The organism is Pseudomonas peli, from assembly GCF_050563605.1.
GTDB lineage: Bacteria > Pseudomonadota > Gammaproteobacteria > Pseudomonadales > Pseudomonadaceae > Aquipseudomonas > Aquipseudomonas peli_A.
On the sequence record NZ_JBNXUH010000001.1, the window covers coordinates 229,223 to 252,760 of the forward strand.

Here is a 23,538-nt window from a genome sequence, read left to right on the forward strand (position 1 = left end):
TTAGCTACCCCTGCTGTGTGGGCAGCAAATTGCATTTGCCTATTGATGGAGGGGGATTTCAGCATCGCTCGCAAAGCGAGCGCGATGTGCGGATAGAAGGTTAGCCATGTAACTGCCGTTGTGTAGGGCTGAGTGCTAGGCGGTTACTTTTCCAACCCCAGGCGCTTGGCCAGGCGGATCAGGTTGGCGCGGTCGATGCCCAGTTCGCGGGCGGCGGCGGCCCATTTGTTTTGGTGGCGGGTCAGCGCCTGGCTGATCAGCTGTTTCTGGTAGGCGTCGAGGGCTTCGCGCAGCGGCAGTTCGTTGTGCGGCTCTGCTGTGCTTTGAGTCGCAGGAGCTGCGATGGCTTGGCTGGTCGGCAGATCCAAGTGCGCGCTGTCGATGCTGAGGATGCGCGGGCGCTCGCTGCAACCGGCCAGGGCCTTGAGGGCGGCGCGGCCGATCAGGTGTTCGAGTTCGCGCACGTTGCCCGGCCAGTTGTACGCCAGCAGGCTGGCCTGAGCTTCGGCAGTCAGGCGCAGGCTGCGCAGCCCTAGGCGTGCGCGGTTTTCTTCGAGGAAGTAGCCGGCTAGCAGCAATACATCGCGGCCGCGTTCGCGCAGCGCCGGGACTTTCAGGGGGTAGACGCTGAGGCGGTGATAGAGGTCGGCGCGAAAACGCCCGGCGCGTACTTCCTCGGCCAGGTCGCGGTTGCTGGCGGCCAGCACGCGCACGTTGACCCGCTGCTCCTGGTCGGCGCCGACCCGTTGCAGCTGGCCGCTCTGCAGCACGCGCAACAGCTTGGCTTGCGCGGCCAGCGGCAGTTCACCGATTTCATCGAGAAACAGGCTGCCGCCGTCGGCCAGTTCGAACTTGCCGCGCCGCTCGTTGTGCGCACCGGTAAAGGCGCCGCGTACATGGCCGAACAGTTCGCTTTCCACCAGGTTGTCGGGCAGCGCCGCGCAGTTGAGGCTGATCAATGGCTTGGTCGCGCGGGGCGAGGCGGCGTGCAGGGCTTCGGCAACCAGCTCTTTGCCGACGCCGGTTTCACCGCTGATCAGCACGCTCAATTCACTGTTGCCGACTAGCGCAATCTCCGCCGCCAGACGCTTGTGCACGGCGCTCTGGCCAATCAGCTCACGTGGGCGTTGCTGGCCGGCGGCCTGTTTGTAGGCTTCGGCTAACTGGTGCTGATCCTCGGCGCGTTGCAGCAGCGCGTTGATCCGCTCGCTGGCCATCACGGTAGCGGCGGCCAGGCTGGCGAAGGCCTGCAGGTTGTCCAGATCGACCCGGCCGAAGCTCGCCGGATCGAGCGAGTCGAGGGTCAGCAGGCCCCAGGGCTGGTCCTGCACATACAGCGGGCAGCCGAGGCAGTCGTGCACGGGCAGGTGGCCGCGATGGCCGTCGACCAGGCCGTCGTAGGGGTCGGGCATCTCGCAGTCAGTGGCAAAACGGGTCGGTCCACGCTGCGCCAATATCGCCTGCAGGCGCGGGTGTTCGTCGAGCTTGAAGCGCCGGCCGAGCGTGTCGGCGCTCAGCCCTTCAACGGCCAGTGGAATCAGTACATCGCCGTCGAGTTTGAGCAGCGCCACGGCGTCGCACGGCAGCAACTGCCGCAGCGCTTGCAGCAGGCGGCGATAGCGCTCGACTTCCGGCAGCTCGCGGGACAGATCAGCGACCAAGGGAATCAGCGCGGTAAGCAGTGGATTTGCTGTCATAAGGACACGCTAGTTGTCATTAAGACTCAAAATTATTGCTGTCATAAAGACACAATAATTCGTAAGCCTATGATCTATATAAATAAAATAATTGGCACGCTTCCTGTAATAGTCAGGGTGATATGAACCGAACCGCTGCGCAAGTGCAGCGTGTCGCCCTGACGAGGAAGCGCTATGTTGACCCCTGCCCAATCCGCCCTGATCAAAGCCACCGTACCCCTGCTGGAAAGCGGCGGTGAAGCCCTGACTCGGCACTTCTACCAGATGATGCTCAACGAGTACCCCGAGGTGCGTGCGCTGTTCAACCAGGCGCACCAGGCCAGTGGCGGCCAGCAGCGTGCCCTGGCCAATGCGGTGCTGATGTACGCCCGGCATATCGATCGGCTGGAGGCGCTGGGGCCGTTGGTTGGGCAGATCGTCAACAAACATGTGTCGCTGCAGATCCTGCCGGAGCATTACCCGATTGTCGGCAGCTGCCTGCTGCGGGCGATTCGTGAAGTGCTCGGTGAGGAGATCGCCACCGATGCGGTGATCGAGGCCTGGGCCGTGGCGTATGGGCAGCTGGCTGACATCCTCATGGGTGCCGAAGAGGCCGCGTATAGCGCCAACGCCAATGCCGAGGGTGGCTGGCGCGGGGCGCGCAGTTTCCGCCTGAGCCGCAAGGTGCAGGAAAGCGAGGAGATCGTCTCGCTGTACCTGGTGCCGGCCGACGGTGGCGCGCTGGCGGCATTCCTGCCCGGCCAGTACATCGGCCTGCGCCTGCTGCTGGACGGTGGCGAGCAGCGCCGCAACTACTCGCTGTCGGCCTTAAGCAATGGCCGCGAGTACCGCATCAGCGTCAAGCGCGAGGTCGGCGGCAAGGTCTCCAATTACCTGCATGACCAACTGCAGGTCGGCGACAGCCTGGAGCTGTTCGCGCCGGCAGGGAATTTCGTCCTGCGTGAGTCGGCCAAGCCGCTGGTGCTGATCACTGCCGGCGTCGGCATCACCCCGGCGCTGAGCATGCTGGAAGCGGCGCGCGACACGGGCCGTGATATCCACTTTATCCATTGCGCCCGCCACGCCGGTGTACACGCTTTCCGCGACTGGGTTGAGGCGCAGCGTGCTGAGCGTCCGCAGCTGCGCCATTACGTGTGCTACAGCGAGCCGCGTGCGGGCGATCAGGCCGATGCCGAAGGTTTGCTCAGCCTCGAGCAGTTGGAGCAATGGCTGCCTGAGCAGCGCGATCTGGATGCTTACTTCCTCGGCCCTAAGCCGTTTATGGCGCAGGTTAAAGGGCACCTGCACAGCCTCGGCGTGCCGGCGGCGCAGAGTCATTACGAGTTCTTTGGTCCGGCCAGCGCGCTGGATAGCTAAAACAGAGGCTTAACAGCCTGGGAGGTGATTATGTTGGCGTATCTGTCCTGCCCATCGCGGGCACTGCAACTGGCGAACCGCATGCTGCTGGCCGGCGTGCTGCTGTTGCTTAGCGGCCTGCTGGGCGCCTATGGCCTGGAGGCGCAGCTGAGCATGGGCAGCCTGGTCACGGCGCACTCGCTGACGATCATCGGCCCAGGCCTGCTCAAGCTCGGTTATGTGCTGCGCCTGGCCGCGCAGCAACACCTGCGTAAGCAACAGGAGCCCTGCTGTGTGGCTGCGTGACCGGCAGCGCGAGCTGAGCATTGCGCCGCTCTGGCGGCTGGGCTTTCGCCCGTTCTTTCTCGGTGGCGCGCTGTTTGCCGTATTGGCGATTGGCCTGTGGGCGGCGGCATTGCTGGGTTATCTGCCGGGTTGGCAGCCGGTGGGCGGCAGCCTGGCCTGGCACCGGCATGAGCTGCCGTTCGGCTTTGCCGTGGCGATCATTGCAGGCTTTCTGCTCACCGCCGTGCAGAACTGGACGGGGCGGCCGGGCCTGAGTGGTTGGCCGCTGGCGGCGTTGTTCGGCTTGTGGTTGCTGGCGCGACTGGCCTGGCTGTTCGGTGCGCCGTTGCCACTTTTGCTGGCGCTGCAACTGCCTTTTCTACCGTTGCTGGCGCTGTTGCTTGGGCGACAGCTATGGACGGTGCGCCAGTGGCGCAACTACCCGCTGGTGGTCGTGGTGCTGCTGATGGCCGGCTGCGAGTGGCTGCTGCTGTATGGCCTGGCGTTGGGTGATGATGCCCTGCAGCGGCGCGGTGCCTTGGCCAGCTTATGGCTGATTGCGGCGCTGGTGAGCATTATCGGCGGGCGGGTGATTCCGTTCTTTACCCAACGCGGCCTTAATCGAGCGGAGCCTGCTGCACCGCGGCCGCGCCTGGATCTGCTGGTGCTGCTGTTGTCGCTAAGCCTGGCGCTGCTGTTTGCCAGCGGCCTGGCCATGCAGTCGTCGCTATGGCTGCTGCCGCTGTTGCTGGCTCTGGTTGCGCTGCATGGTTTGCGTTTGTGGCACTGGTACGACGGCGGGATCTGGCGCGTACCGCTGCTCTGGTCGTTGCACCTGGCCTATGCCTGGTTGCCGCTGGCGTTAGTGGGCCTGGCGGCCTGGCATGCGGGCTGGCTGAACAACGTCAGTCTGGCCTACCACGCCCTGGCGCTGGGTACGGTCGGCGGGGTGATTCTGGCGATGCTGGCGCGGGTCAGTCTTGGGCATACCGGTCGGCCGTTGCAGCCGCCGGTCGCGATGGGCTGGGCGTTTGCCAGTCTGCAGCTGGCGGTCGTGGCACGGGTGCTGCTGGTGCCGTTTGCGCCGGCAACGGGGTTGGGCCTGTCCAGTCTGTTGTGGATCGTGGCCTTTGCCCTGTTTGTGCGTCATTACGCGGTGATGTTTTGCACCGCGCGGGTGGATGGGCAGCCGGGTTAGCAGGTCGTTGAAAAACTACCTGCGTTGGCAATACTGCGTTAAAAACGGCCTCGGAATGCTCATTTACAGCCAGTAAACTCCGCTTCCTCGGCCGTTTTTGCCTTGTCTTGCCTGCCTCGCCTACGTTTTTCAACGGCCTGCTAGCTGCCTCTACAACACCCCAGCCTCACGCAGCACGGCGATCTGCTCTGCGCTTAGACCCAGGTGGCGGGTCAGTATTTGCTCGGTGTGTTCGCCGAGCAGCGGCGGTGCGTTGCGGTATTCCACCGGGGTCTCGGACAGGCGCAGTGGGCTGGCGACCTGGGGTGTTGTGCTGCCCAGGCTGTTGGGCAGGTCGAGGCGTAGGCCGCGCGCTTGTACTTGAGGGTCGGCAAATACCTGGGCCAGGTCGTTGATCGGTCCACACGGCACGCCGGCGGCTTCTAGCAGCGTCACCCATTCAGCGGTGGTCTTGAAGACCGTGGCCTGACGCAGCAGCGGGATCAACTCGGCGCGATGGGCGACGCGCGCCTTGTTCGAAGAAAAACGCGGGTCGTCGGCCAACGCCGTCAGGCCGGCGACCTCGCACAGTTTGCGGAATTGCCCGTCGTTACCCACGGCGATAATGAAATTGCCGTCGGCCGAGGGGAAATCCTGATAGGGCACGATATTCGGGTGAGCGTTGCCCAAGCGTTTGGGCGCGACCCCGGTATTCAGGTAGTTCATCGCTTGATTGGCCAGGCAGGCGACCTGCACGTCGAGCAGTGCGACGTCGATATGTTGGCCGAGGCCGGACTGTTCGCGCTGGTTGAGTGCCGCCAGCACGCCGACCGTGGCGTACAGGCCGGTGAGAATGTCGGTGAGGGCGACGCCGACCTTTATCGGCCCTGCGCCCTCCTCGCCGTCGGGTTTGCCGGTCAGGCTCATCAGCCCGCCGAGGCCCTGGATCATAAAGTCATAACCCGCGCGCTTGGCGTAGGGCCCGTTTTGCCCGAAGCCAGTGATGGAGCAATAGATCAGCCGTGGGTTGAGGGCTTTCAGCGATGCGTAGTCGAGGCCGTAAGCCGCCAGGCCGCCGACCTTGAAGTTCTCCAGCAGCACGTCGCAGTTCTGCACTAGCTCGCGCACCAGGCGCTGGCCTTCGGGCTGGGTGAAATCCAGGGTCACCGATTGCTTGTTGCGGTTGGCGCTCTGGAAATAAGCCGCCTCGCGCGAGTCATTCCCTTCGGCATCCTTCACATAGGGCGGACCCCAATGGCGGGTGTCGTCGCCGCTGCCGGGACGTTCGATCTTGATTACCTCGGCACCGAGGTCACCGAGAATCTGCCCAGCCCAAGGCCCTGCGAGTACGCGGGACAGATCGAGAACGCGGAGATGCGATAGGGCGCCGGGCATGGTGAGCCTCGTAAAAAATGAAGGGGGTGAATCGGTTTAAGATCGTCGCGAGCGCAGGTCAGGCAAGGCGAAAACAGGTGAGGAAGCGGAGTTGACTGTAGTCAATGAGCATTCCGAACCTGTTTTCAACGCAGCATTACCAAGCGCAGCAGATCTTCAACCGATTCTAGAAGAACGCCTGCAGGCCGGTCTGAGCTCTGCCCAGGATCAGCGCGTGCACGTCGTGGGTGCCTTCATAGGTATTGACCACTTCCAGGTTGACCAGGTGGCGGGCCACGCCGTACTCGTCGCTGATGCCGTTGCCGCCGAGCATGTCGCGGGCCATGCGCGCGATATCCAGGGACTTGCCGCAGCTGTTGCGTTTCATCATCGAGGTGATTTCCACCGCAGCGGTGCCTTCGTCCTTCATCCGGCCGAGGCGCAGGCAGCCTTGAAGGGCCATGGTGATTTCGGTCTGCATATCGGCCAGCTTTTTCTGGATCAGTTGGGTCTGCGCCAGCGGGCGGCCGAACTGTTTGCGGTCGAGGGTGTACTGGCGCGCGGTGTGCCAGCAGAACTCAGCGGCACCCAGGGCGCCCCAGCTGATGCCATAGCGGGCGGAGTTGAGGCAGGTGAACGGGCCTTTCAGACCGCGCACATCGGGGAAGGCGTTCTCTTCCGGGCAGAACACGTTGTCCATGACGATTTCACCGGTGATCGATGCGCGCAGGCCAACCTTGCCGTGAATCGCCGGGGTGCTCAGGCCCTGCCAGCCTTTTTCCAGCACAAAGCCGCGGATTTCACCCGCATCATCTTTGGCCCAGACCACAAATACATCGGCGATCGGGCTGTTGGTGATCCACATCTTTGCGCCGGTCAGGCGGTAGCCGCCGTCGACCTTCTTCGCGCGGGTGATCATCGAGCCTGGGTCGGAGCCGTGATCCGGCTCCGTGAGGCCGAAGCAGCCGATATATTCGCCGCTGGCCAGTTTGGGCAGGTACTTCTGCTTGGTCGCTTCGTTGCCGAATTCGAAGATCGGCACCATCACCAGAGACGACTGCACGCTCATCATCGAGCGGTAGCCGGAGTCGACGCGCTCGACTTCGCGGGCGATCAGGCCGTAGCACACGTAGTTCAGACCACTGCCGCCGTATTCGGCGGGAATGGTCGCGCCGAGCAGGCCGGTGTCGCCCATCTCACGGAAGATCTTCGGGTCGGTCTGCTCATGGCGGAAGGCTTCGAGCACGCGCGGGGCCAGCTTGTCGGCGGCGAACTGCTGGGCGCTGTCATGCACCATGCGTTCTTCTTCGGTCAGTTGCTGATCGAGCAGCAGCGGGTCGATCCAGTTGAAGCTTGCCTTGGCCATCGCGAAAACCTCGAAATCAGACAGTGGTAGGGCGGGTATCTGCGCAGCCGCGCTGCGTCCGCCGGTGAGTGGATTGATCCTAGGCGGCTTGTGGCAGGCAGGCAAACGAGTATTGCGCACGCAGTTGTGCGGATTGCTCACTTCGAGATAGCTTTAATCGGCCTATTTAATAGCTCTAAGTGAGAGTGACGCACAAATGCGCCGCAAGATCCCCAGCACCGCCGCCCTTATCGCCTTTGAGTCCGCCGCTCGACACCAGAGTTTTACCAAGGCGGCGCAGGAGCTGAGCCTGACCCAGGGCGCGGTATGCCGGCAGATTGCCGCGCTGGAGGCCTTCCTTAATATCGAGCTGTTCCGACGCTCACGGCGTGGCGTGGTGCTCACAGAAGCCGGGCAGTCCTACGCGCGGCGAGTGGCCGGCCAGCTCGATGCAGTGGAGCGCGACACCCTGGCGGTGATGGGCCAGCAGGGCGCGATGAGCATCGAGCTGGCGGTGGTGCCGACCTTCGGTACGCAGTGGTTGCTGCCACGCTTGAAGGATTTTCAGCGCCTGCACCCGGAGATCACGGTCAACCTGACCAACCGCACGCGGCCCTTTCTGTTTGCCGATACCGAGTTCGACGCGGCGGTGTACTTCGGCGATGGCGATTGGTCCGGTACCCAGGCGCACTTGCTAATGCGTGAAAACCCGATGCCGGTGTGCAGCCCGGCACTGCTCGCCGGGCAGGCTGCGCTTAACGCCGAGCAGATTGCCACCCTGCCGCTGTTGCAGCAGACCACGCGGCCTTACGCTTGGCGCCAGTGGTTCAATGCCCAGGGGGTGAGTACCGTGCGAGACATGACCGGGCCGCGTTATGAGCTGTTCTCCATGTTGGCCCAGGCGGCCATGCACGAAATGGGCGTTGCACTGATTCCGCCGTTTCTGATTCGCCGTGAGCTGGATGAGGGGCGGTTGGTGATTGCCGCGCCGCTGAGCCTGCCGACGGACAAGGCGTATTACCTGATGATCCCCGAGCGCAAGCTGGAGTCGGCTGCGCTGTTGCTGCTGCGCGACTGGCTGGTGCGCGAGGCGCATGCCTATGCCCTGGCCCATGGCTTGAAATAGACAACAGCCTGTCAGGCTGTTGGCGGAAAAGGCCGTCAAACCTTCGGCGGCAATCTGTCGGAATTTGCTTTACGTCGCTACACGGGCCGCCTAGAGTGCGCGCCTGAGTTATGTTGACCCCGTAGTCAGCTATCTGGATGGCTACACTTACCCTGTGCCTGGCCAGCCTTGGGTGTTGCATTTTTTGCACACAAATACTGCTACAGCCCAATGAAACAGCGGTTTATTCAGCAAATGGCAGTGTCGCCGTTGATCTGATGGCGCTGTATTTGTCTCAGGAATGAATAAGCCCCGTTTAATCCCGGCGAATGCGCTACAAGCCATGCCCTGCAAGGGCTGTCTGGATTTACCTGGCCGTTAGGTCATGCAGTGACTTGTAGTTATCACAAGGTTTTACTTCATAACGCCTTGAAGGCTATGGCTATCGCCTGCAAAATGCCGCGCCCCGCCATTGTGCAACTGCAGCCTGAGCGGGTTTGTGCTGATCCTCCCCAATGCCCGCGTGCCATCCGCAGTGCGCCGGTTCACCAAAAAGATCACGCAGGAGAATTGAAGTGCACATCGGTGTTCCTCTCGAAACCCATGCTGGTGAGACGCGCGTTGCCGCAACTCCCGAAACCATCAAGAAGCTGATCGGCCAAGGCCATCAGGTGACTGTACAGACCGGTGCTGGCGTTAGCGCAAGCATTCCGGACAGCGCCTATGAAGCGGTTGGCGCGGCTATCGGTAACGATGCTGCTGCCTTTGGTGCCGATCTGGTGCTGAAAGTGGTCGCCCCGACCGATGCTGAACTGGCCCACATGAAAGCCGGTGCCGTATTGGTGGGCATGCTCAACCCGTTCAGCAACGAGACCATCGCGCGCATCAATGCTCGCGGCGTGACCGCCTTCGCCCTGGAAGCTGCCCCGCGCACTTCCCGCGCGCAGAGCCTGGACGTGCTCAGCTCGCAAGCCAACATCGCCGGCTACAAGGCCGTGCTGCTGGCCGCGCACCACTACCCGCGCTTTATGCCGATGCTGATGACTGCTGCCGGTACCGTTAAGGCCGCGCGTATTCTTATCCTCGGCGCCGGTGTTGCCGGTCTGCAGGCCATCGCCACGGCCAAGCGCCTGGGTGCGGTGATCGAGGCCTCGGACGTGCGTCCGGCGGTTAAAGAGCAGATCGAGTCGCTCGGCGCCAAGTTCGTCGACGTACCGTTCGAGACCGATGAAGAGCGTGAATGCGCCCAGGGCGTTGGCGGCTACGCGCGGCCGATGCCGGCTTCGTGGATGGAGCGTCAGGCCAAGGCGGTGCATGAGAAGGCCAAGCAGGCCGATATCGTCATCACCACTGCGCTGATCCCAGGCCGCAAGGCGCCGACCCTGCTGCATGCCGCCACCGTGGCGGAAATGAAGCCAGGCTCGGTGATCATCGACCTGGCTGCAGCGCAAGGCGGCAACTGCCCGCTGACCGTCGCCGAGCAAGTGGTGGTGCAGCATGGCGTGACCATCGTCGGCCACAGCAACCTGGCGGCCCTGGTGCCGGCCGATGCTTCGGCGCTGTACGCACGCAATCTGCTGGACTTCCTCAAGCTGGTTATCGACGGCGAAGGCAAGTTCCACCTCAACCTTGAAGACGACATCGTCGCTGCGTGCCTGATGTGCCGTGACGGCAACGTCGTGCGCACTAACGGCTAAGGGGAGCAACGCTCATGGATATGATTTCCGACGGCATCTACAACCTGATCATCTTCGTGCTGGCCATTTACGTGGGCTACCACGTGGTGTGGAACGTGACTCCGGCCCTGCACACCCCGCTGATGGCGGTAACCAACGCAATTTCCGCCATCGTCATTGTCGGCGCCATGCTGGCTGCTGCCCTGACCGTGACCCCGCTGGGCAAGACCATGGGCACCCTGGCCGTGGCTCTGGCTGCGGTTAACGTGTTCGGTGGCTTCCTGGTAACCCGGCGCATGCTGGAAATGTTCAAGAAGAAAGCGCCGAAAGCCGCTGCAGTGGAGAAGCACTGATGAGCATGAATCTGATCACTGTTCTCTACCTCGTCGCCTCGATCTGCTTTATCCAGGCGCTTAAAGGTCTGTCGCACCCGACCACTTCGCGTCGCGGCAACCTGTTCGGCATGATTGGTATGGGCATCGCTGTGCTCACCACCGTCGGCCTGATCTACAAGCTCGGTGCTGAAATCGCCACTGCCGGTATCGGTTACGTGCTGGTTGGCCTGCTGGTCGGCGGTACTGCCGGTTCGATCATGGCCAAGCGCGTGGAAATGACCAAGATGCCGGAACTGGTCGCGTTCATGCACAGCATGATCGGCCTGGCGGCAGTGTTTATCGCCATTGCTGCAGTCGTCGAGCCACAGTCGCTGGGTATCGTTGCGGCGCTGGGCGATGCGATTCCAGCCGGTAACCGTCTGGAGCTGTTCCTCGGTGCGGCCATCGGTGCCATCACCTTCTCCGGTTCGGTGATCGCCTTCGGCAAGCTTTCGGGCAAGTACAAGTTCCGCCTGTTCCAGGGCGCACCGGTACAGTTCAAGGGCCAACACTGGGTCAACCTGGCCATCGGCCTGGCGATTCTCGGTTTGGGTCTGTACTTCACCTTCACCGGTAACCTGACTGCGTTCGCCATCCTGCTGGCCCTGGCCTTCGTGATCGGCGTGCTGATCATCATCCCGATTGGCGGCGCGGACATGCCGGTCGTCGTGTCGATGCTCAACAGCTACTCGGGTTGGGCGGCGGCCGGTATCGGCTTCTCGCTGAACAACTCGATGCTGATCATCGCCGGTTCGCTGGTGGGTTCGAGCGGTGCGATCCTCTCGTACATCATGTGCAAGGCGATGAACCGCTCGTTCTTCAACGTGATCCTCGGTGGTTTCGGTGGTGCGACCGAAGAAGCCGGCCCGGCTGGCGCCAAGGAAGCTCGTCCGGTTAAGTCCGGCTCGAGCGACGACGCGGCCTTCCTGTTGACCAACGCCGACACCGTGATCATCGTTCCGGGCTACGGCCTGGCGGTAGCCCGTGCCCAGCACGCGCTGATGGAACTGGCTGAGAAGCTGACCCACCGTGGCGTGACCGTAAAGTACGCGATCCACCCGGTTGCCGGTCGTATGCCTGGCCACATGAACGTACTGCTGGCCGAGGCCGAAGTGCCTTACGAGCAGGTGTTCGAGATGGACGACATCAACTCCGAGTTCGGCCAGGCTGACGTGGTGCTGGTGCTCGGCGCCAACGACGTGGTCAACCCGGCCGCGAAGAACGATCCGAAGTCGCCGATCGCTGGCATGCCGATCCTCGAGGCTTATAAAGCCAAGACCGTGATCGTCAACAAGCGCTCGATGGCCAGCGGCTACGCCGGCCTGGACAACGAACTGTTCTACCTGGACAAGACCATGATGGTCTTCGGCGACGCCAAGAAAGTCATCGAAGATATGGTTAAAGCAGTCGACTAAACCTCACCGCTGCGTTGTAGAAAAAGCCCGGCTCGCTAGCCGGGCTTTTTTCTGTCTGTTCGATCAGAAAAGTGTTTTTGCCAGGGAAAAATCTGAAAAACAGGTCAGCTGTCACATAAGTGCAATTTGCAACTGTACCTATATAGATTCACTGAGTTTTAGCCATCTATGTAGGGTTTTTATCTGCTTATAAAAGCTTTTTAGGCTAAAGCACTTATGGCCAGTACAGTTGAGTGCAAAACAGGCTAAACAGTTACAAAGCAAACTATCTATTTGTGCTGCAATTTCATCCAGCTGTGGCTACAGCGAGGCGGGGGCAACGGCAATAATTCTCCCATCGCAACACACCACTGACCCGCCACAAGCGGAAGGATGACCACCATGGAACGTACCCTCAGTTCCGACCTGTTTTTCGATCACAGCCAATCCACCGGCTCCAGCGCTCTGCCGCTGCGCATGCTCGCCTCTGTTCTGCAATGGCAGCGCCGCGTTGTTAGCCGCCGCCAGCTTGCTCGTCTGGACTCCCGTCTGCTCGCAGACGCCGGTATCAGCGAAGCACAGCGTCACGCTGAACTGAGCAAGCCTTTCTGGCGTTAACTGCTGCCAGACACCGATTTCTGCTCCTCCCTTTATGGGATTTTTGAAAGCTCCAGCGCCCTGCGTGCTGGGGCTTTCTTTTTATGCGCGGGCAAAAACTGCTCTAGGCAATCGCGTATCTGCAACAGTCTGCGGCGTTGTCGGCAGTACAGTTCTTATAGAAAGCTAACTGCGCCATAACAATTTCCCAGTGCTGTCTCTGCACCTGCTTCTCGCGTCCGCGCACCCTAGGTTGCCCTCTTCCGTCTCTGACAAGGAATGCGCCATGGAACGTACGCTCAAACAGCAACCCTCGCCCGCTGCCCAGGTGGACCAGTTGTTCTGGTTACGCGCCTATGCCGCGCTGTGCCGTTGGCAGCGCAATCTGCATACCCGCAGCCAACTGGCGCGCCTGAATAGCCGGCAGCTGGCTGATGCTGGCATCACCGAGGCGCAGCGGCAGGCCGAGTTGGAAAAGCCGTTCTGGCGCTGAGCAGTCGGGCAACCAACGGGCACAGCCAGGGTCTACACTGAACCCAGCCTGTCTGTTGGGCCTTTTCAGGAGTGTGGATATGAATGTGATAAAGACGTTGAGCCTTGCGGCATTAATGGCGCTGGCCGGCACAGCTAGCGCCACCAGCTTTGTGGTCACCACTGATGCGGTGGTGGGGGCGGTCGGGGCGACCTCGGAAGCGAGTTCCGATGTGTCCTCGTCCTTTACCGATGACAAGATCGTGCTGGCCGCGCGCGATGACGCTGCCGCGTTTGTTGCCAGCCAGGGCGACATCCGTGGGGTGCGCCTGGAGGCTGCTCTGCAGCATATTCGTCAGCAGGTACCGACCCTACAGGGCGACGATATGCAATTGGCGACGGCCATCCTTAGCCTCTGAGAACCTATTTACGATCTGCTGCGCGTCGGCCCTGCGGCGTTAAAGCAGGCTCGGAATGCTCATGTACAACTCGTACACTCCGCTTCCTCGCCTGCTTTTGCCTTGCATGACTCTAGCTCGCGAGATCCTAAACAGGTTCTGAATATGTGTGCTGCCAGCGCTTGGCCAGAAGCGCTGGCGGAACTGTGTGGCACACTGCCCGTCTAAGCCAGTCCAAACGACGTGATGGCTGATTATTGGAGATGTATATGCGCCCTATCTTGCTCAGTGCCGTAGTTGCAGTTGTTCTGTTCAGTGCCACTGCACAGGCGCAAACCCTGGTGGCGACCAGCAATATCATCGTGCGCGCGCTGGATCGCACCTTCGACTTCACCTCGGATACCACCACCTCGGTGCGCGACTCGAAAGTCGTGCTCGCGGCGCGTGACGATGCTGCCAGTTTCGTCGCCAGCCAAGGGCAGATCCGCGGCGCCCAGCTTGAAGCCGCCATTGGCACCATCCGCAGCCAAGTGCCTGAGGCGCAAGGCGCTTCCGACCTGGTATTGGCCGAAGCCATCCTGGCACTGTGAGTTGGCCGCGTACCTGGCTGCTCGGGCTGGCGTTACTGGCCAGCACCTGCAGCCAGGCTGAGTTGCGCCTGCAGCTAGCGGGCGCCGAACTCAGCCCTGCTGAGCGCCAGGCCAGCCAGCAACTGTTGCAAGACGCGCTGGCCGCCTTGCCGCCACAGCTCAAACAGCAACTCGACCGCAGCGTCCGCGTGCGCTGGCGCAGCCTGCCCGTGCAGGTGTATGGCCGCGCCGGGCGTTTCAGCGGTATCGAATTGAATGCCGCGTTGCTGCCAGGGTTAAGCGACGGCAGCAGCGCCAATACTCTGACCTCTCGTCCCCATGGCAATGTGCGCCGCGAACTGCTGGCGACCGTGCTGCATGAAATCACCCATCTGTATGACCGCGCGCAGCTCTGGCCACAGGCGAGTCGGCAGCTGCAACGTCAGTGCCGTCAACGTGAGCAGAGCCTGGGAGTCGTTGGCCTGCCGGATCACTGCCGCGGGCAGACGGCGCGGCGCTTTACCTTGAGCGATGATCCGCTGCTGCTCGACCTGGCCGGCTGGGCGCAGCAGGTCGGCCGGCGTGGCGCGCGTGATGAGGAGAACCACCAGGTTGCGCGCAGCCCGGACAGCTACGAGCTGAGCAACTCGCGCGAGTTTCTCGCGGTCAATATGGAGTACTTCCTTCTCGACCCCAGTTACGCCTGCCGCCGGCCTTCGCTGGCGCGCTACCTGAGTGCGCATTTCGCCTGGACACCGGCGACCCAGCAGCCCTGCGCCGAAGGTCTGGCTTACCTGAATGCCGGGCGCGACTTTGCCCGCCAGCCGCTGGGCAGCATCGATCCGCAGCGGGTTTACCAGGTGGATTACTTGCTGGCCGAAGCCAACGACGCGCTGGCCAGTCGCTGGGGCCACAGCATGCTGCGTCTGGTCATCTGCGCGCCCGGCCGGCCGCTGGGGCCGGACTGTCGGCTGGATCTGCAGGAGCATCTGGTGCTGTCCTACCGCGCCTTTGTTGGCGACGTGCAGCTGTCCAGCTGGGATGGCCTGACCGGGGTTTATCCGTCGCGGTTGTTCGTGCTGCCGCTGGCCCAGGTGATCGAGGAGTACACCAAGGTTGAGCTGCGCAGCCTGGCCTCGGTGCCGCTCAAGCTGGACCGCACGCAGCTGGAGCAACTGGTGACCCGCGCTGCCGAGCAGCATTGGAGCTACGACGGCGACTACTGGTTTATCTCCAACAACTGCGCCGTGGAAACCCTCAAGCTGCTGCGCAGCGGCAGCCAGCACCCACGCCTGCATGCGCTCGACAGCATCATGCCCAACGGCCTGCTCGACACCCTGGTGGCCCGCGATCTGGCCGATCGCAGCGTACTGGGCGACCCGGTCGAAGCCCTGCGCCTGGGTTATCGCTTCGATTCGTTCCGCGATCGCTATCAGGCCATGTTCAACGTACTGCAGGCGCAGCTGCCGATTGAGCAGGTGCAGGTTGAGGACTGGCTGGCCCAGCCAGCCGAGCAGCGCCAGCCCTGGTTCGCCCGCGCCGACCTGCGCACCAGCGCGGCGTTGCTGCTGCTCGAACAGGCGGCACTGCGCCGGCAACTGTTATTGGCTCAGGATGAGCTTAAGCGCCGCTACCTCAGCGGCCGCGATGGCGTTGATCCCACGGTGAACAAGGCGGGCGGCGCACTGCAGCAGATCCTCGCCAACAGCGGTTTCCTCAGTCGTCCGGCCGAGCTGCTCGAAGGTGGCTATGGCCTGCCGCAGCGCGCTGAATGGCAGCGCCTGGAAACCGAAAGCCAGGCGCGTCAGCAGCAACTGCGCCAGCTCAGCGACAACCTCGATCAGGAAGTGCGCACCCTGCTGGAGCCGGCTCGTTTGGCCGAGCTACAAGCCACTGAAACCAACCTGACGCAACTGGGCAAGCATCTGCGCGTCCTGCACAAAGCCGGCGGCGGCCTGCAGTTGCCCTAGTCCATGACTTCCTGGTCTTCCTCGGGCAGCTGCGGGTCGAGGTGCAGCCAGGGCAGGCGGCTTTGCACCCAGATATGTCTATCCGCCGGGGCCAGTTCAGGCTGGTCGAGGGTGGCGATGGTGATATCCAGGCTGTCCGGGCTGAGGGTGGTGAACAGCGTCAGGTGCGCGCCGCAGGTTGGGCAGAAGCTGCGCGTGCAACTGGGGGACGAGACATATTCGCGCGCTGTGCCGGCCAGCCAGCGAAAGCTCGCCAGCGGTACGCTGATCCAGGTGGTGACAATGCCGCCGCTGCTGCGCCGGCAGATGGTGCAGTGGCAGTGAGCGATGTCGCGCAGCGGTGCTTCGAACTGATAGCGCAAGGCCCCGCACTGGCAACCGCCTTGATGGGTAGCGGACATAAGGCGTTCTCGTCGTGACGGTCAGGTAAAACAGCCTAATACCGACGTCGACCTTGCGTCACCCCCATGCGGCTGCTCAAGATGGCGGCTTGCGTGTGGCGGGAGGTTGCCGTGCTGGAGTTGTTGTTGGCCTTGTGGCCACTGTTTGCCTTGATCGTCGCCGGGTATTACCTGCGCCGCTGGGCGTTCCCCAATGAGGCGTTCTGGCCGGGTGCCGAGCGGCTGAACTACTTCATTCTGTTCCCCGCGCTGCTGTTCAGCAGCCTGGCCACGGCGCCGTTGGATAATCCGGCGTTGCCGCGTCTGGCGTTGGCGGTACTGCTGGCGCTGGGTATTGCCTGGCTGGCGCTATTGTTGGTGCGGCGTCTGCGCGGTTGGCCGGCGGGGCGCTTTGGCGCGTTCAGCCAAGGGATTCTGCGGTTCAACACCTACCTTGGGCTGGCGGCGGTGGGCAGCCTGTTCGGCCAGGAAGGCCTGACCTTGGCGGCCATCATGCTCGCCCTGATGGTGCCGACGGTGAATGTGCTGTCAGTCTGGTCGCTCACTGCCGAGCGTGGCGTCAGTGCGCGCAGCCTGCTGCTGCCGATCCTGAAGAATCCGCTGATCCTTGCCTGCCTCGGCGGCGCGCTGGTCAACCTCAGTGGCCTCGGCTTGCCGGGCGGCAGTGATCGTCTGCTTAGCCTGCTGGCAGCAGCTAGTTTGCCACTTGGCCTGCTCTGTGTTGGCGCGGCGCTGAAACCCGAGCAGCTGGGCGGTGAAGTGCCGGCGCTGCTTAGCAATAGCCTGCTGCGCCTGTTGGCCATGCCGATGTTGGCTTGGATCGTAGCCTATGGTTTGCAACTGCCGGCTATGGAAAGCACGGTGCTGGTGCTGTTCTTTGCTCTGCCAACCGCCCCCACGGCTTATGTACTGACTCGTCAGTTGGGCGGCGACAGCCAGTTGATGGCCGGCATCATCACCCTGCAAACCCTGCTGGCGGCCGCCAGTTTGCCGCTGTTATTGCTGCTGGTGGCAGGCTGATTAAAGTGCCACGTGAGGTGGTCGACTGACGACCGGTACTTGGTGATGAAGGCAAATTACTGTATTTATATACAGTAATTTGTGGAGTCAACCCATGTCCGTTTCTCTGCCGCCGCGCGGTCGCGGTACCGCCAGTAATCCGCATAACCGCTTTGCCCCGCAGCGCATCATCGCCAGCGATGACGGCTGGTTTCAGGAGGTGCCGCCCAGCCGGGCGACCGAGGTGCGCTGCGAAACCGCGAAAAGTATCATCACCCGCAACCAGTCGCCGGACCTGCCGTTTGACCGCTCGCTCAATCCCTATCGTGGCTGTGAACATGGCTGCATTTATTGCTATGCCCGACCGAGCCACGCCTATTGGGATTTGTCCCCCGGGCTGGATTTCGAAACCAAGCTGATCGCCAAGACCAATGCTGTGGCGCTGCTTGAACAGCAGTTGAGCAAGCCGGGCTATGTCTGCGCGCCGATCAATCTCGGCTCCAATACCGATCCCTACCAGCCGATCGAGCGCCAGCATCTGCTGACGCGCAACAGCCTCAAGGTGCTGCTCGACTACCGTCACCCGGTGACCATTGTCACCAAGGGTTCGCTGATCCTGCGCGACCTCGACTTGCTTAGCGAACTGGCGCAGCAACGCCTGGTGGCGGTGATGATCAGCCTGACTACCCTGGATGACGAACTCAAACGCATCATGGAGCCGCGTGCTGCGGCACCGGCGGCGCGTCTGCGGGCGATTCGTGTGCTGCGCGACAACCGTATCCCGGTCGGCGTGCTGTGTTCGCCGATGATCCCGATGATCAACGATATGGAGTTGGAGCACTTGTTGGCTGCGGCCAAGGATGCCGGCGCGCAGAGCGCCAACTACATGCTGCTGCGCCTGCCGCGTGAAGTCACGCCGCTGTTTGAGGAGTGGCTGCAGGCGCATTACCCGCAGCGTGCCGAGCATGTGCTCAGCCTGATTCGCCAGAGCCGTGGCGGCGCGCTGTATGACAGCCGCTTCGGCCAGCGTTTTCGGGGTGAAGGTGCCTTTGCTGAGTTGCTCGCGCAACGCTTTGCCCTGGCCAGCAAACGCCTGGGCCTGAATCGGCGTGATGGCTTCAACCTCGATTGCACCCGCTTCTGTCCGCCAGGTGGCCAGCTGGCACTGCTTTAGGTTGCCGTCAGAGCCATCGACGGTAACACTTGGCATGTGACTCGCTAGCGGCCTTGGCTGTCGTTTTAGCAGCGTTCATTCAGGCTCACAGAGGTCGTAAACATGCCATACAAGCATCAGTTGATTCCGCTGCAGGGGCGCACTGGCACTGAGAGTGCCGAGGAAGCACTGCAGAATATCGTCGATGGTTTCAAGCGCTTTCGCAGCGAGATCTTTCCGCAGCAGGAAGAGCTGTTCAAGAAGCTGGCCACCGCGCAAAACCCGCTCGCCATGTTTATCACCTGCGCCGACTCGCGTGTGGTGCCCGAGCTGATCACCCAGAGCTCGCCGGGCGACCTGTTCGTCAACCGCAACGTCGGCAACGTGGTGCCGCCTTATGGGCAGATGATGGGTGGTGTTTCTACCGCTATCGAGTACGCGGTGGTGGCGCTGGGTGTGCAGCACATCATCATCTGCGGGCATTCCGACTGCGGCGCGATGAAGGCGGTGCTAGACCCGGCAGGCCTGGAGCGCATGCCCACGGTAAAAGCCTGGCTGCGGCATGCCGAAGTGGCAAAAACCGTGGTGGCGGAAAACTGCGGCTGCGCCGACCACAACACCCTGGGTATCCTCACCGAAGAAAACGTGGTGGCGCAGCTTGATCACCTGCGCACCCACCCGTCGGTGGCTTCACGCCTGGCCTGCGGTCAGCTGTTTATCCACGGCTGGGTGTATGACATCGAAACCAGCGATATCAAGGCCTATGACGCAGAGAAGGGCGAGTTCCGTCTGATCGGCGACGGCCCGCTGCCGATGGCCACGCCACGCGCGCGTTACCTGCCGAGCAACTGATCGGCAACCGCGCGCGGGTGTTTAGGCACTGCTAGCCCGCCGCGCGGGTTTCATCCAGCTGCAGCTCAACCCCGAGCTGCCGCGATAGGCACGGCCAGCGCTGCCAGGCGGCGTCGGTCTGTGGGTTGTGCAGCTGTTCGCGATAGGCCTGCACCGAGTCCAGGGCAAAGCTGGCATCGTCGAGCATGCCGTCGACTGCATGGTGTACGGCCTCATCCAGTTGGTTGGCAAAGGCTTCGCCGATCAGCTGGTGGGCGATCAGATTGGCCACCGTGGTATCCAGTGGGATCAACGGCGCGCCCAGATGGGTGATGTAGCGATCATTCACTTCTTCGACCAGGCGATGAGCCAGATAGGCCTCGTCGAGTAATCCCTCCAGCCCTTCATGGCCGGCCATCAGCGCTGGCGGTTGTAGAAAAAACTGTTCGGCAACCTTGAGCACCGGTTTTATCTGCGCCTCGATTCCCGCTTCCTGAGAAACCTGATGGGCGGCTTGCAGCAGCTCCGGCACCTGCTCGATATAGGCGCTGACAAAACGCTGCAGCACGCCTTGGGTGTCTTCGTTGGGTAGGCGGATGGACGGGTGCAGTTGCCCCAGGTGGGCTTGCATCTGGCTGGCCAGGTGACCCGTGCTGGCTTCGTGTTGGTGCGCACGCTGGATCAATGCGTGCAAAGCGGCGATGTTCATGACTGCTCCTGAAATGAGGACATGGGCGAGAACCTTAGCTGGCTGAGCGCATCGGCTAAGACCCGATTGTCATAATTATTAAACAGTTATGCGAGTCGGCTATATGCCGCACTCGCCGCCCCTGCCTATCCCGCGCCAGCCGCGGTCTCTAGCGCGTGCCTTGCAGTCTGTTGCTCATTTCGGCTTTCGCATTGCCAGGTGCAAGTCCGTGTCTATACTCGAATTCGAAAGGCAGTACCTGATAACTCCGAATCGACTGCGGCATGGACAGTTTTTGCAGGCATTTTCACCGTGAAATGTGCGAAGGCTTAGCCACTGAGCGATTCGGCGGGATAACAAGAAAAATTAAGGGGAACCCGCAATGATGCGACATCCACGAGTCTGGATGGGCCTCCTGTTGTGGTTGGTATTCAGCACGGCGCACGCCAGCTGGGGCGTCAATATGACGCCGGGTGCCACCGAGGTCAGCCGCTCAGTATTTGACTTGCACATGACCATCTTCTGGATTTGCGTCGTGATCGGCGTGATCGTGTTCGGCGCGATGTTCTGGTCGATGCTCGTCCACCGCCGCTCCACCGGCCAGCAGCCCGCGCACTTCCATGAAAGCACCACGGTCGAGATTCTCTGGACGGTCGTGCCGTTAGTGATTTTGGTGCTGATGGCGATACCGGCGACCAAGACCCTGATCGAGATCTACGACTCCAGCGAGTCGGAGCTGGATATCCAGGTCACGGGCTATCAATGGAAATGGCACTACAAATACCTGGGTGAAGACGTCGAGTTCTTCAGCAACCTGACCACCCCCCAAGACCAGATCAATAACAAGGCCACCAAAGGTGAGCATTACCTGCTGGAGGTCGATGAGCCGCTGGTGGTGCCGGTCGGCACCAAGGTGCGCTTTCTGATCACCGCCGCCGATGTAATCCACTCCTGGTGGGTGCCGGCCTTGGCGGTGAAGAAGGATGCCATCCCCGGCTTTATCAACGAATCCTGGACGCGCATCGACGAGCCCGGCATCTACCGTGGCCAGTGCACCGAGCTGTGCGGCAAGGATCACGGCTTTATGCCCGTGGTGGTTGAAGCCAAGTCGAAAGAGGACTACGCCGCCTGGCTCGCCGAGCGCAAGCAATTGGCTGCCGCCGAGAAGGAGCTGACCACTAAAGAGTGGACCATGGAAGAGCTGATGACGCGTGGCGAGAAGGCCTACAACACTGCCTGCGTGGCTTGTCACCAGGCCAATGGTGAAGGGCTGCCGCCGATGTTCCCGGCGTTGAAAGGTTCGGCCATCGCCAAGGGTGAGGCCAAAGGGCATATCGATATCGTGGTCAACGGCAAGCCGGGCACTTCGATGGCCGCCTTTGGCAAGCAACTCTCGGAAGTCGATATCGCCGCGATCATCACCTACGAACGCAATGCCTGGGGCAATGCGGTAGGCGACATGGTCACGCCGAAAGACATCCTCGCGTTCAAACAGGCTCAGGAGTAAGGACATGAGTGCAGTGATCGATCCGGGCCACGCTGGCCACGGTCATGCCGGACATGACCATCACCACGGCCCGGCCAAAGGCCTGATGCGCTGGGTGTTGACCACCAACCACAAAGACATCGGCACCATGTACCTGTGGTTCAGCTTCGCCATGTTCCTGCTGGGCGGCAGCATGGCCATGGTGATTCGTGCCGAGCTGTTCCAGCCGGGCCTGCAGATCGTGCAGCCGGAGTTCTTCAACCAGATGACCACCATGCACGGCCTGATTATGGTCTTCGGCGCGGTGATGCCGGCCTTCGTCGGCCTGGCCAACTGGATGATTCCGCTGATGGTCGGCGCGCCGGATATGGCCTTGCCGCGGATGAACAACTTCAGCTTCTGGCTGCTGCCAGCGGCGTTTGGCATGTTGATCAGCACATTGTTTATGGAGGGCGGCGGCCCTAACTTCGGCTGGACCTTCTATGCGCCGCTGTCGACCACCTACGCGCCGGAGTCGGTGACCTTCTTTATCTTCGCCGTGCACCTGATGGGCATCAGTTCGATCATGGGGGCGATCAACGTGGTCGCCACCATCCTCAACCTGCGCGCCCCCGGCATGACCCTGATGAAGATGCCGCTGTTCGTCTGGACCTGGCTGATCACTGCCTTCCTGCTGATCGCGGTAATGCCGGTACTGGCCGGTTGCGTAACCATGATGCTGATGGACATCCACTTCGGCACCAGCTTCTTCAGTGCCGCCGGTGGCGGGGACCCAGTGCTGTTCCAGCACGTGTTCTGGTTCTTCGGTCACCCCGAGGTGTACATCATGATCCTGCCGGCGTTCGGCGCGGTCAGTGCAATCATCCCGGCCTTCGCCCGTAAGCCGCTATTTGGCTACACCTCGATGGTGTATGCGACGGCGAGCATCGCCTTCCTGTCGTTTATCGTCTGGGCGCACCACATGTTTACCGTCGGCATCCCGCTGACCGGTGAGCTGTTCTTTATGTACGCGACCATGCTGATCGCCGTGCCGACCGGGGTGAAGGTGTTCAACTGGGCCAGCACCATGTGGCGCGGCTCGATGACCTTCGAAACGCCGATGCTGTTCTCGGTGGCCTTCGTCATCCTGTTCACCATCGGCGGTTTCTCCGGCCTGATGCTGGCCATCGCTCCTGCGGACTTCCAGTACCACGACACCTACTTCGTGGTGGCGCATTTCCACTACGTGCTGGTGCCTGGGGCGATCTTCGGCATCTTCGCCTCGGCCTACTACTGGCTGCCGAAGTGGACTGGGCATATGTATGACGAGACCCTCGGCAAGCTGCATTTCTGGATGAGTTTTATCGGTATGAACATGGCGTTCTTCCCGATGCACTTTGTCGGCCTGGCCGGCATGCCGCGGCGTATTCCGGACTACAACATGATGTTCGCCAACTTCAACATGGTCTCGAGCATCGGCGCCTTTATGTTCGGCGCCACCCAGTTGCTCTTCCTGTTTATCGTCATCAAGTGCATCCGTGGCGGCAAACCCGCTGCGGCCAAGCCTTGGGATGGTGCCGAAGGGTTGGAGTGGACAGTGCCGTCGCCAGCGCCTTACCACACCTTCAGCACGCCGCCGGATATGAGTGGCGAGCACGAGCATCGCAAAGGTCTGGCTCATGACTGAGGAGCGTCTGACCCGCCGCCTGGTTATCCACCTGTCACTGGTGGTGGTCGGCATGTTCGGCTTCGGCTTCGCTCTGGTGCCGATTTATGACGTGATGTGCCAGGCCTTTGGCATCAACGGCAAGACCGCTGGTGCCTATGAGGCTGGGCTGCAAAGCACCGATCAATCGCGCCAGGTGCGGGTGCAGTTTCTCGCCACCAACGCCGCCGAGATGGTTTGGGAGTTCGGCCCCGAGGCCGACGAGGTACTGGTGCATCCGGGTGACAGCACGCAGATGCTGTTTGTCGCCTACAACCCCACCGACAAGCCGATGACCGCGCAGGCGATCCCCAGCGTGGCGCCGTCTAAAGCGGCAGCGTATTTCCATAAGACTGAATGCTTTTGCTTTACCCAACAGGTACTGCAGCCCGGCGAACGCATCGAAATGCCGGTGCGGTTTATCGTCGATAGAGACTTACCGGCAGATGTTCGCCACCTGACCCTGGCCTACACCTTGTTTGATATCACCGAGCGCAAGCCGCCGGTGGCACAAGCGACTCCATAAGGA

Annotated in this window: 23 protein-coding genes; 18 read left to right on the forward strand and 5 right to left on the reverse strand. The window is 61.8% G+C overall.

Annotation, left to right across the window (positions count from 1 at the left end; translation table 11 throughout):
* Window positions 1-143: 143 nt before the first annotated feature.
* Window positions 144-1,697: a nitric oxide reductase transcriptional regulator NorR gene (norR, locus tag ACQ4LH_RS01055; protein WP_430695460.1), complete on the reverse strand. Its 1,554-nt coding sequence runs from the start codon at window positions 1,695-1,697 to the stop codon at window positions 144-146.
* Between the two features lie 174 nt (window positions 1,698-1,871).
* Here norR and hmpA point away from each other — a divergent pair, with 174 nt between their 5' ends.
* Genes hmpA through ACQ4LH_RS01070 form a run of 3 tightly spaced genes read left to right on the forward strand, consistent with a single transcriptional unit; the run spans window position 1,872 to window position 4,515 of the window.
* A complete protein-coding gene (gene hmpA / locus ACQ4LH_RS01060) occupies window positions 1,872-3,053 on the forward strand; it encodes an NO-inducible flavohemoprotein (protein WP_430695461.1) in 1,182 nt (393 codons plus the stop codon).
* Window positions 3,054-3,083: 30 nt separating this feature from the next.
* The gene (locus tag ACQ4LH_RS01065) at window positions 3,084-3,338 is read left to right on the forward strand and encodes a transmembrane sensor/regulator PpyR (protein ID WP_430695462.1); all 255 of its coding nucleotides are present in this window, start codon (window positions 3,084-3,086) and stop codon (window positions 3,336-3,338) included.
* Window positions 3,325-4,515, forward strand: coding sequence for an NnrS family protein (locus ACQ4LH_RS01070; RefSeq protein WP_430695463.1), 1,191 nt, complete (start codon window positions 3,325-3,327; stop codon window positions 4,513-4,515). Before ACQ4LH_RS01065 ends, ACQ4LH_RS01070 begins: the two co-directional genes overlap by 14 nt.
* 150 nt (window positions 4,516-4,665) lie before the next feature.
* Here the strand turns inward: ACQ4LH_RS01070 and ACQ4LH_RS01075 are convergent, their stop codons facing one another.
* Both ACQ4LH_RS01075 and ACQ4LH_RS01080 read right to left on the reverse strand, forming a co-directional pair.
* Window positions 4,666-5,889, reverse strand: a complete 1,224-nt coding sequence (locus ACQ4LH_RS01075) for a CaiB/BaiF CoA transferase family protein (RefSeq protein ID WP_430695464.1) — start codon at window positions 5,887-5,889, stop codon at window positions 4,666-4,668.
* Window positions 5,890-6,055: 166 nt separating this feature from the next.
* Window positions 6,056-7,234 carry an acyl-CoA dehydrogenase gene (locus ACQ4LH_RS01080; RefSeq protein WP_430695465.1) on the reverse strand — a complete coding sequence of 393 codons (1,179 nt, stop codon included), beginning with the start codon at window positions 7,232-7,234 and terminating at the stop codon, window positions 6,056-6,058.
* A gap of 196 nt (window positions 7,235-7,430) precedes the next feature.
* On the opposite strand from ACQ4LH_RS01080, the gene ACQ4LH_RS01085 reads away from it, so the two are divergent.
* From ACQ4LH_RS01085 to ACQ4LH_RS01125, 9 genes are all read left to right on the forward strand, one after another.
* Complete coding sequence (locus tag ACQ4LH_RS01085) at window positions 7,431-8,339, forward strand: LysR family transcriptional regulator (RefSeq protein ID WP_430695466.1); 909 nt, start codon at window positions 7,431-7,433, stop codon at window positions 8,337-8,339.
* A gap of 554 nt (window positions 8,340-8,893) precedes the next feature.
* On the forward strand, window positions 8,894-10,015 hold the full coding sequence (locus ACQ4LH_RS01090) for a Re/Si-specific NAD(P)(+) transhydrogenase subunit alpha (RefSeq protein ID WP_430695467.1): 1,122 nt from the start codon (window positions 8,894-8,896) through the stop codon (window positions 10,013-10,015).
* Window positions 10,016-10,029: 14 nt separating this feature from the next.
* A complete protein-coding gene (locus ACQ4LH_RS01095) occupies window positions 10,030-10,347 on the forward strand; it encodes an NAD(P) transhydrogenase subunit alpha (RefSeq protein ID WP_090378897.1) in 318 nt (105 codons plus the stop codon).
* Window positions 10,347-11,783: an NAD(P)(+) transhydrogenase (Re/Si-specific) subunit beta gene (locus ACQ4LH_RS01100; protein ID WP_430695469.1), complete on the forward strand. Its 1,437-nt coding sequence runs from the start codon at window positions 10,347-10,349 to the stop codon at window positions 11,781-11,783. The genes ACQ4LH_RS01095 and ACQ4LH_RS01100 overlap by 1 nt, the downstream gene beginning before the upstream one ends.
* A 381-nt stretch (window positions 11,784-12,164) precedes the next feature.
* Complete coding sequence (locus ACQ4LH_RS01105) at window positions 12,165-12,380, forward strand: DUF1127 domain-containing protein (protein ID WP_090254359.1); 216 nt, start codon at window positions 12,165-12,167, stop codon at window positions 12,378-12,380.
* Window positions 12,381-12,645: 265 nt separating this feature from the next.
* Window positions 12,646-12,852 (forward strand): DUF1127 domain-containing protein, encoded by a 207-nt coding sequence (locus ACQ4LH_RS01110; protein WP_430695471.1) that lies wholly within the window; start codon window positions 12,646-12,648, stop codon window positions 12,850-12,852.
* 79 nt (window positions 12,853-12,931) lie between these two features.
* The gene (locus ACQ4LH_RS01115; protein ID WP_430695473.1) at window positions 12,932-13,249 is read left to right on the forward strand and encodes a DUF2388 domain-containing protein; all 318 of its coding nucleotides are present in this window, start codon (window positions 12,932-12,934) and stop codon (window positions 13,247-13,249) included.
* A gap of 248 nt (window positions 13,250-13,497) precedes the next feature.
* Window positions 13,498-13,818, forward strand: coding sequence for a DUF2388 domain-containing protein (locus tag ACQ4LH_RS01120; protein ID WP_167146067.1), 321 nt, complete (start codon window positions 13,498-13,500; stop codon window positions 13,816-13,818).
* Window positions 13,815-15,767 (forward strand): DUF4105 domain-containing protein, encoded by a 1,953-nt coding sequence (locus tag ACQ4LH_RS01125; protein WP_430695475.1) that lies wholly within the window; start codon window positions 13,815-13,817, stop codon window positions 15,765-15,767. Before ACQ4LH_RS01120 ends, ACQ4LH_RS01125 begins: the two co-directional genes overlap by 4 nt.
* Here the strand turns inward: ACQ4LH_RS01125 and ACQ4LH_RS01130 are convergent.
* Entirely contained in the window at window positions 15,764-16,168 is a 405-nt protein-coding gene (locus ACQ4LH_RS01130; RefSeq protein ID WP_430695477.1) for a GFA family protein, read from the reverse strand. The two genes, ACQ4LH_RS01125 and ACQ4LH_RS01130, sit on opposite strands and share 4 nt — an antisense overlap.
* An 81-nt stretch (window positions 16,169-16,249) precedes the next feature.
* Here ACQ4LH_RS01130 and ACQ4LH_RS01135 point away from each other — a divergent pair, with 81 nt between their 5' ends.
* The 3 genes from ACQ4LH_RS01135 (at window position 16,250) to ACQ4LH_RS01145 (ending at window position 19,172) form a co-directional block, all read left to right on the forward strand.
* Window positions 16,250-17,188: an AEC family transporter gene (locus tag ACQ4LH_RS01135; protein WP_430695745.1), complete on the forward strand. Its 939-nt coding sequence runs from the start codon at window positions 16,250-16,252 to the stop codon at window positions 17,186-17,188.
* A gap of 94 nt (window positions 17,189-17,282) precedes the next feature.
* Window positions 17,283-18,341 (forward strand): PA0069 family radical SAM protein, encoded by a 1,059-nt coding sequence (locus ACQ4LH_RS01140; RefSeq protein ID WP_430695479.1) that lies wholly within the window; start codon window positions 17,283-17,285, stop codon window positions 18,339-18,341.
* 102 nt (window positions 18,342-18,443) lie between these two features.
* Window positions 18,444-19,172, forward strand: coding sequence for a carbonic anhydrase (locus ACQ4LH_RS01145; RefSeq protein WP_430695481.1), 729 nt, complete (start codon window positions 18,444-18,446; stop codon window positions 19,170-19,172).
* A 31-nt stretch (window positions 19,173-19,203) separates the two neighbouring features.
* On the opposite strand, the gene ACQ4LH_RS01150 is transcribed toward ACQ4LH_RS01145, so the two are convergent.
* On the reverse strand, window positions 19,204-19,860 hold the full coding sequence (locus ACQ4LH_RS01150) for a hypothetical protein (RefSeq protein WP_275959939.1): 657 nt from the start codon (window positions 19,858-19,860) through the stop codon (window positions 19,204-19,206).
* Window positions 19,861-20,221: 361 nt separating this feature from the next.
* Here ACQ4LH_RS01150 and coxB point away from each other — a divergent pair, with 361 nt between their 5' ends.
* Genes coxB through ACQ4LH_RS01165 form a run of 3 tightly spaced genes read left to right on the forward strand, consistent with a single transcriptional unit; the run spans window position 20,222 to window position 23,535 of the window.
* Complete coding sequence (gene coxB, locus ACQ4LH_RS01155) at window positions 20,222-21,346, forward strand: cytochrome c oxidase subunit II (RefSeq protein WP_430695483.1); 1,125 nt, start codon at window positions 20,222-20,224, stop codon at window positions 21,344-21,346.
* A 4-nt stretch (window positions 21,347-21,350) separates the two neighbouring features.
* Entirely contained in the window at window positions 21,351-22,991 is a 1,641-nt protein-coding gene (gene ctaD, locus ACQ4LH_RS01160) for a cytochrome c oxidase subunit I (RefSeq protein ID WP_430695485.1), read from the forward strand.
* The gene (locus tag ACQ4LH_RS01165) at window positions 22,984-23,535 is read left to right on the forward strand and encodes a cytochrome c oxidase assembly protein (RefSeq protein ID WP_430695487.1); all 552 of its coding nucleotides are present in this window, start codon (window positions 22,984-22,986) and stop codon (window positions 23,533-23,535) included. Before ctaD ends, ACQ4LH_RS01165 begins: the two co-directional genes overlap by 8 nt.
* Window positions 23,536-23,538 lie beyond the last annotated feature (3 nt).

What these genes read in the sequence shown, in the direction of transcription:
- norR (WP_430695460.1), bottom strand. Translation starts at nt 1,697, where the DNA reads ATGACAGCAAATCCACTGCTTACCGCGCTGATTCCCTTGGTCGCTGAT.
- hmpA (WP_430695461.1), top strand. Translation starts at nt 1,872, where the DNA reads ATGTTGACCCCTGCCCAATCCGCCCTGATCAAAGCCACCGTACCCCTG.
- ACQ4LH_RS01065 (WP_430695462.1), top strand. Translation starts at nt 3,084, where the DNA reads ATGTTGGCGTATCTGTCCTGCCCATCGCGGGCACTGCAACTGGCGAAC.
- ACQ4LH_RS01075 (WP_430695464.1), bottom strand. Translation starts at nt 5,889, where the DNA reads ATGCCCGGCGCCCTATCGCATCTCCGCGTTCTCGATCTGTCCCGCGTA.
- ACQ4LH_RS01080 (WP_430695465.1), bottom strand. Translation starts at nt 7,234, where the DNA reads ATGGCCAAGGCAAGCTTCAACTGGATCGACCCGCTGCTGCTCGATCAG.
- ACQ4LH_RS01085 (WP_430695466.1), top strand. Translation starts at nt 7,431, where the DNA reads ATGCGCCGCAAGATCCCCAGCACCGCCGCCCTTATCGCCTTTGAGTCC.
- ACQ4LH_RS01095 (WP_090378897.1), top strand. Translation starts at nt 10,030, where the DNA reads ATGGATATGATTTCCGACGGCATCTACAACCTGATCATCTTCGTGCTG.
- ACQ4LH_RS01100 (WP_430695469.1), top strand. Translation starts at nt 10,347, where the DNA reads ATGAGCATGAATCTGATCACTGTTCTCTACCTCGTCGCCTCGATCTGC.
- ACQ4LH_RS01105 (WP_090254359.1), top strand. Translation starts at nt 12,165, where the DNA reads ATGGAACGTACCCTCAGTTCCGACCTGTTTTTCGATCACAGCCAATCC.
- ACQ4LH_RS01110 (WP_430695471.1), top strand. Translation starts at nt 12,646, where the DNA reads ATGGAACGTACGCTCAAACAGCAACCCTCGCCCGCTGCCCAGGTGGAC.
- ACQ4LH_RS01115 (WP_430695473.1), top strand. Translation starts at nt 12,932, where the DNA reads ATGAATGTGATAAAGACGTTGAGCCTTGCGGCATTAATGGCGCTGGCC.
- ACQ4LH_RS01120 (WP_167146067.1), top strand. Translation starts at nt 13,498, where the DNA reads ATGCGCCCTATCTTGCTCAGTGCCGTAGTTGCAGTTGTTCTGTTCAGT.
- ACQ4LH_RS01130 (WP_430695477.1), bottom strand. Translation starts at nt 16,168, where the DNA reads ATGTCCGCTACCCATCAAGGCGGTTGCCAGTGCGGGGCCTTGCGCTAT.
- ACQ4LH_RS01135 (WP_430695745.1), top strand. Translation starts at nt 16,250, where the DNA reads ATGGCGGCTTGCGTGTGGCGGGAGGTTGCCGTGCTGGAGTTGTTGTTG.
- ACQ4LH_RS01140 (WP_430695479.1), top strand. Translation starts at nt 17,283, where the DNA reads ATGTCCGTTTCTCTGCCGCCGCGCGGTCGCGGTACCGCCAGTAATCCG.
- ACQ4LH_RS01145 (WP_430695481.1), top strand. Translation starts at nt 18,444, where the DNA reads ATGCCATACAAGCATCAGTTGATTCCGCTGCAGGGGCGCACTGGCACT.
- ACQ4LH_RS01150 (WP_275959939.1), bottom strand. Translation starts at nt 19,860, where the DNA reads ATGAACATCGCCGCTTTGCACGCATTGATCCAGCGTGCGCACCAACAC.
- coxB (WP_430695483.1), top strand. Translation starts at nt 20,222, where the DNA reads ATGATGCGACATCCACGAGTCTGGATGGGCCTCCTGTTGTGGTTGGTA.
- ctaD (WP_430695485.1), top strand. Translation starts at nt 21,351, where the DNA reads ATGAGTGCAGTGATCGATCCGGGCCACGCTGGCCACGGTCATGCCGGA.
- ACQ4LH_RS01165 (WP_430695487.1), top strand. Translation starts at nt 22,984, where the DNA reads ATGACTGAGGAGCGTCTGACCCGCCGCCTGGTTATCCACCTGTCACTG.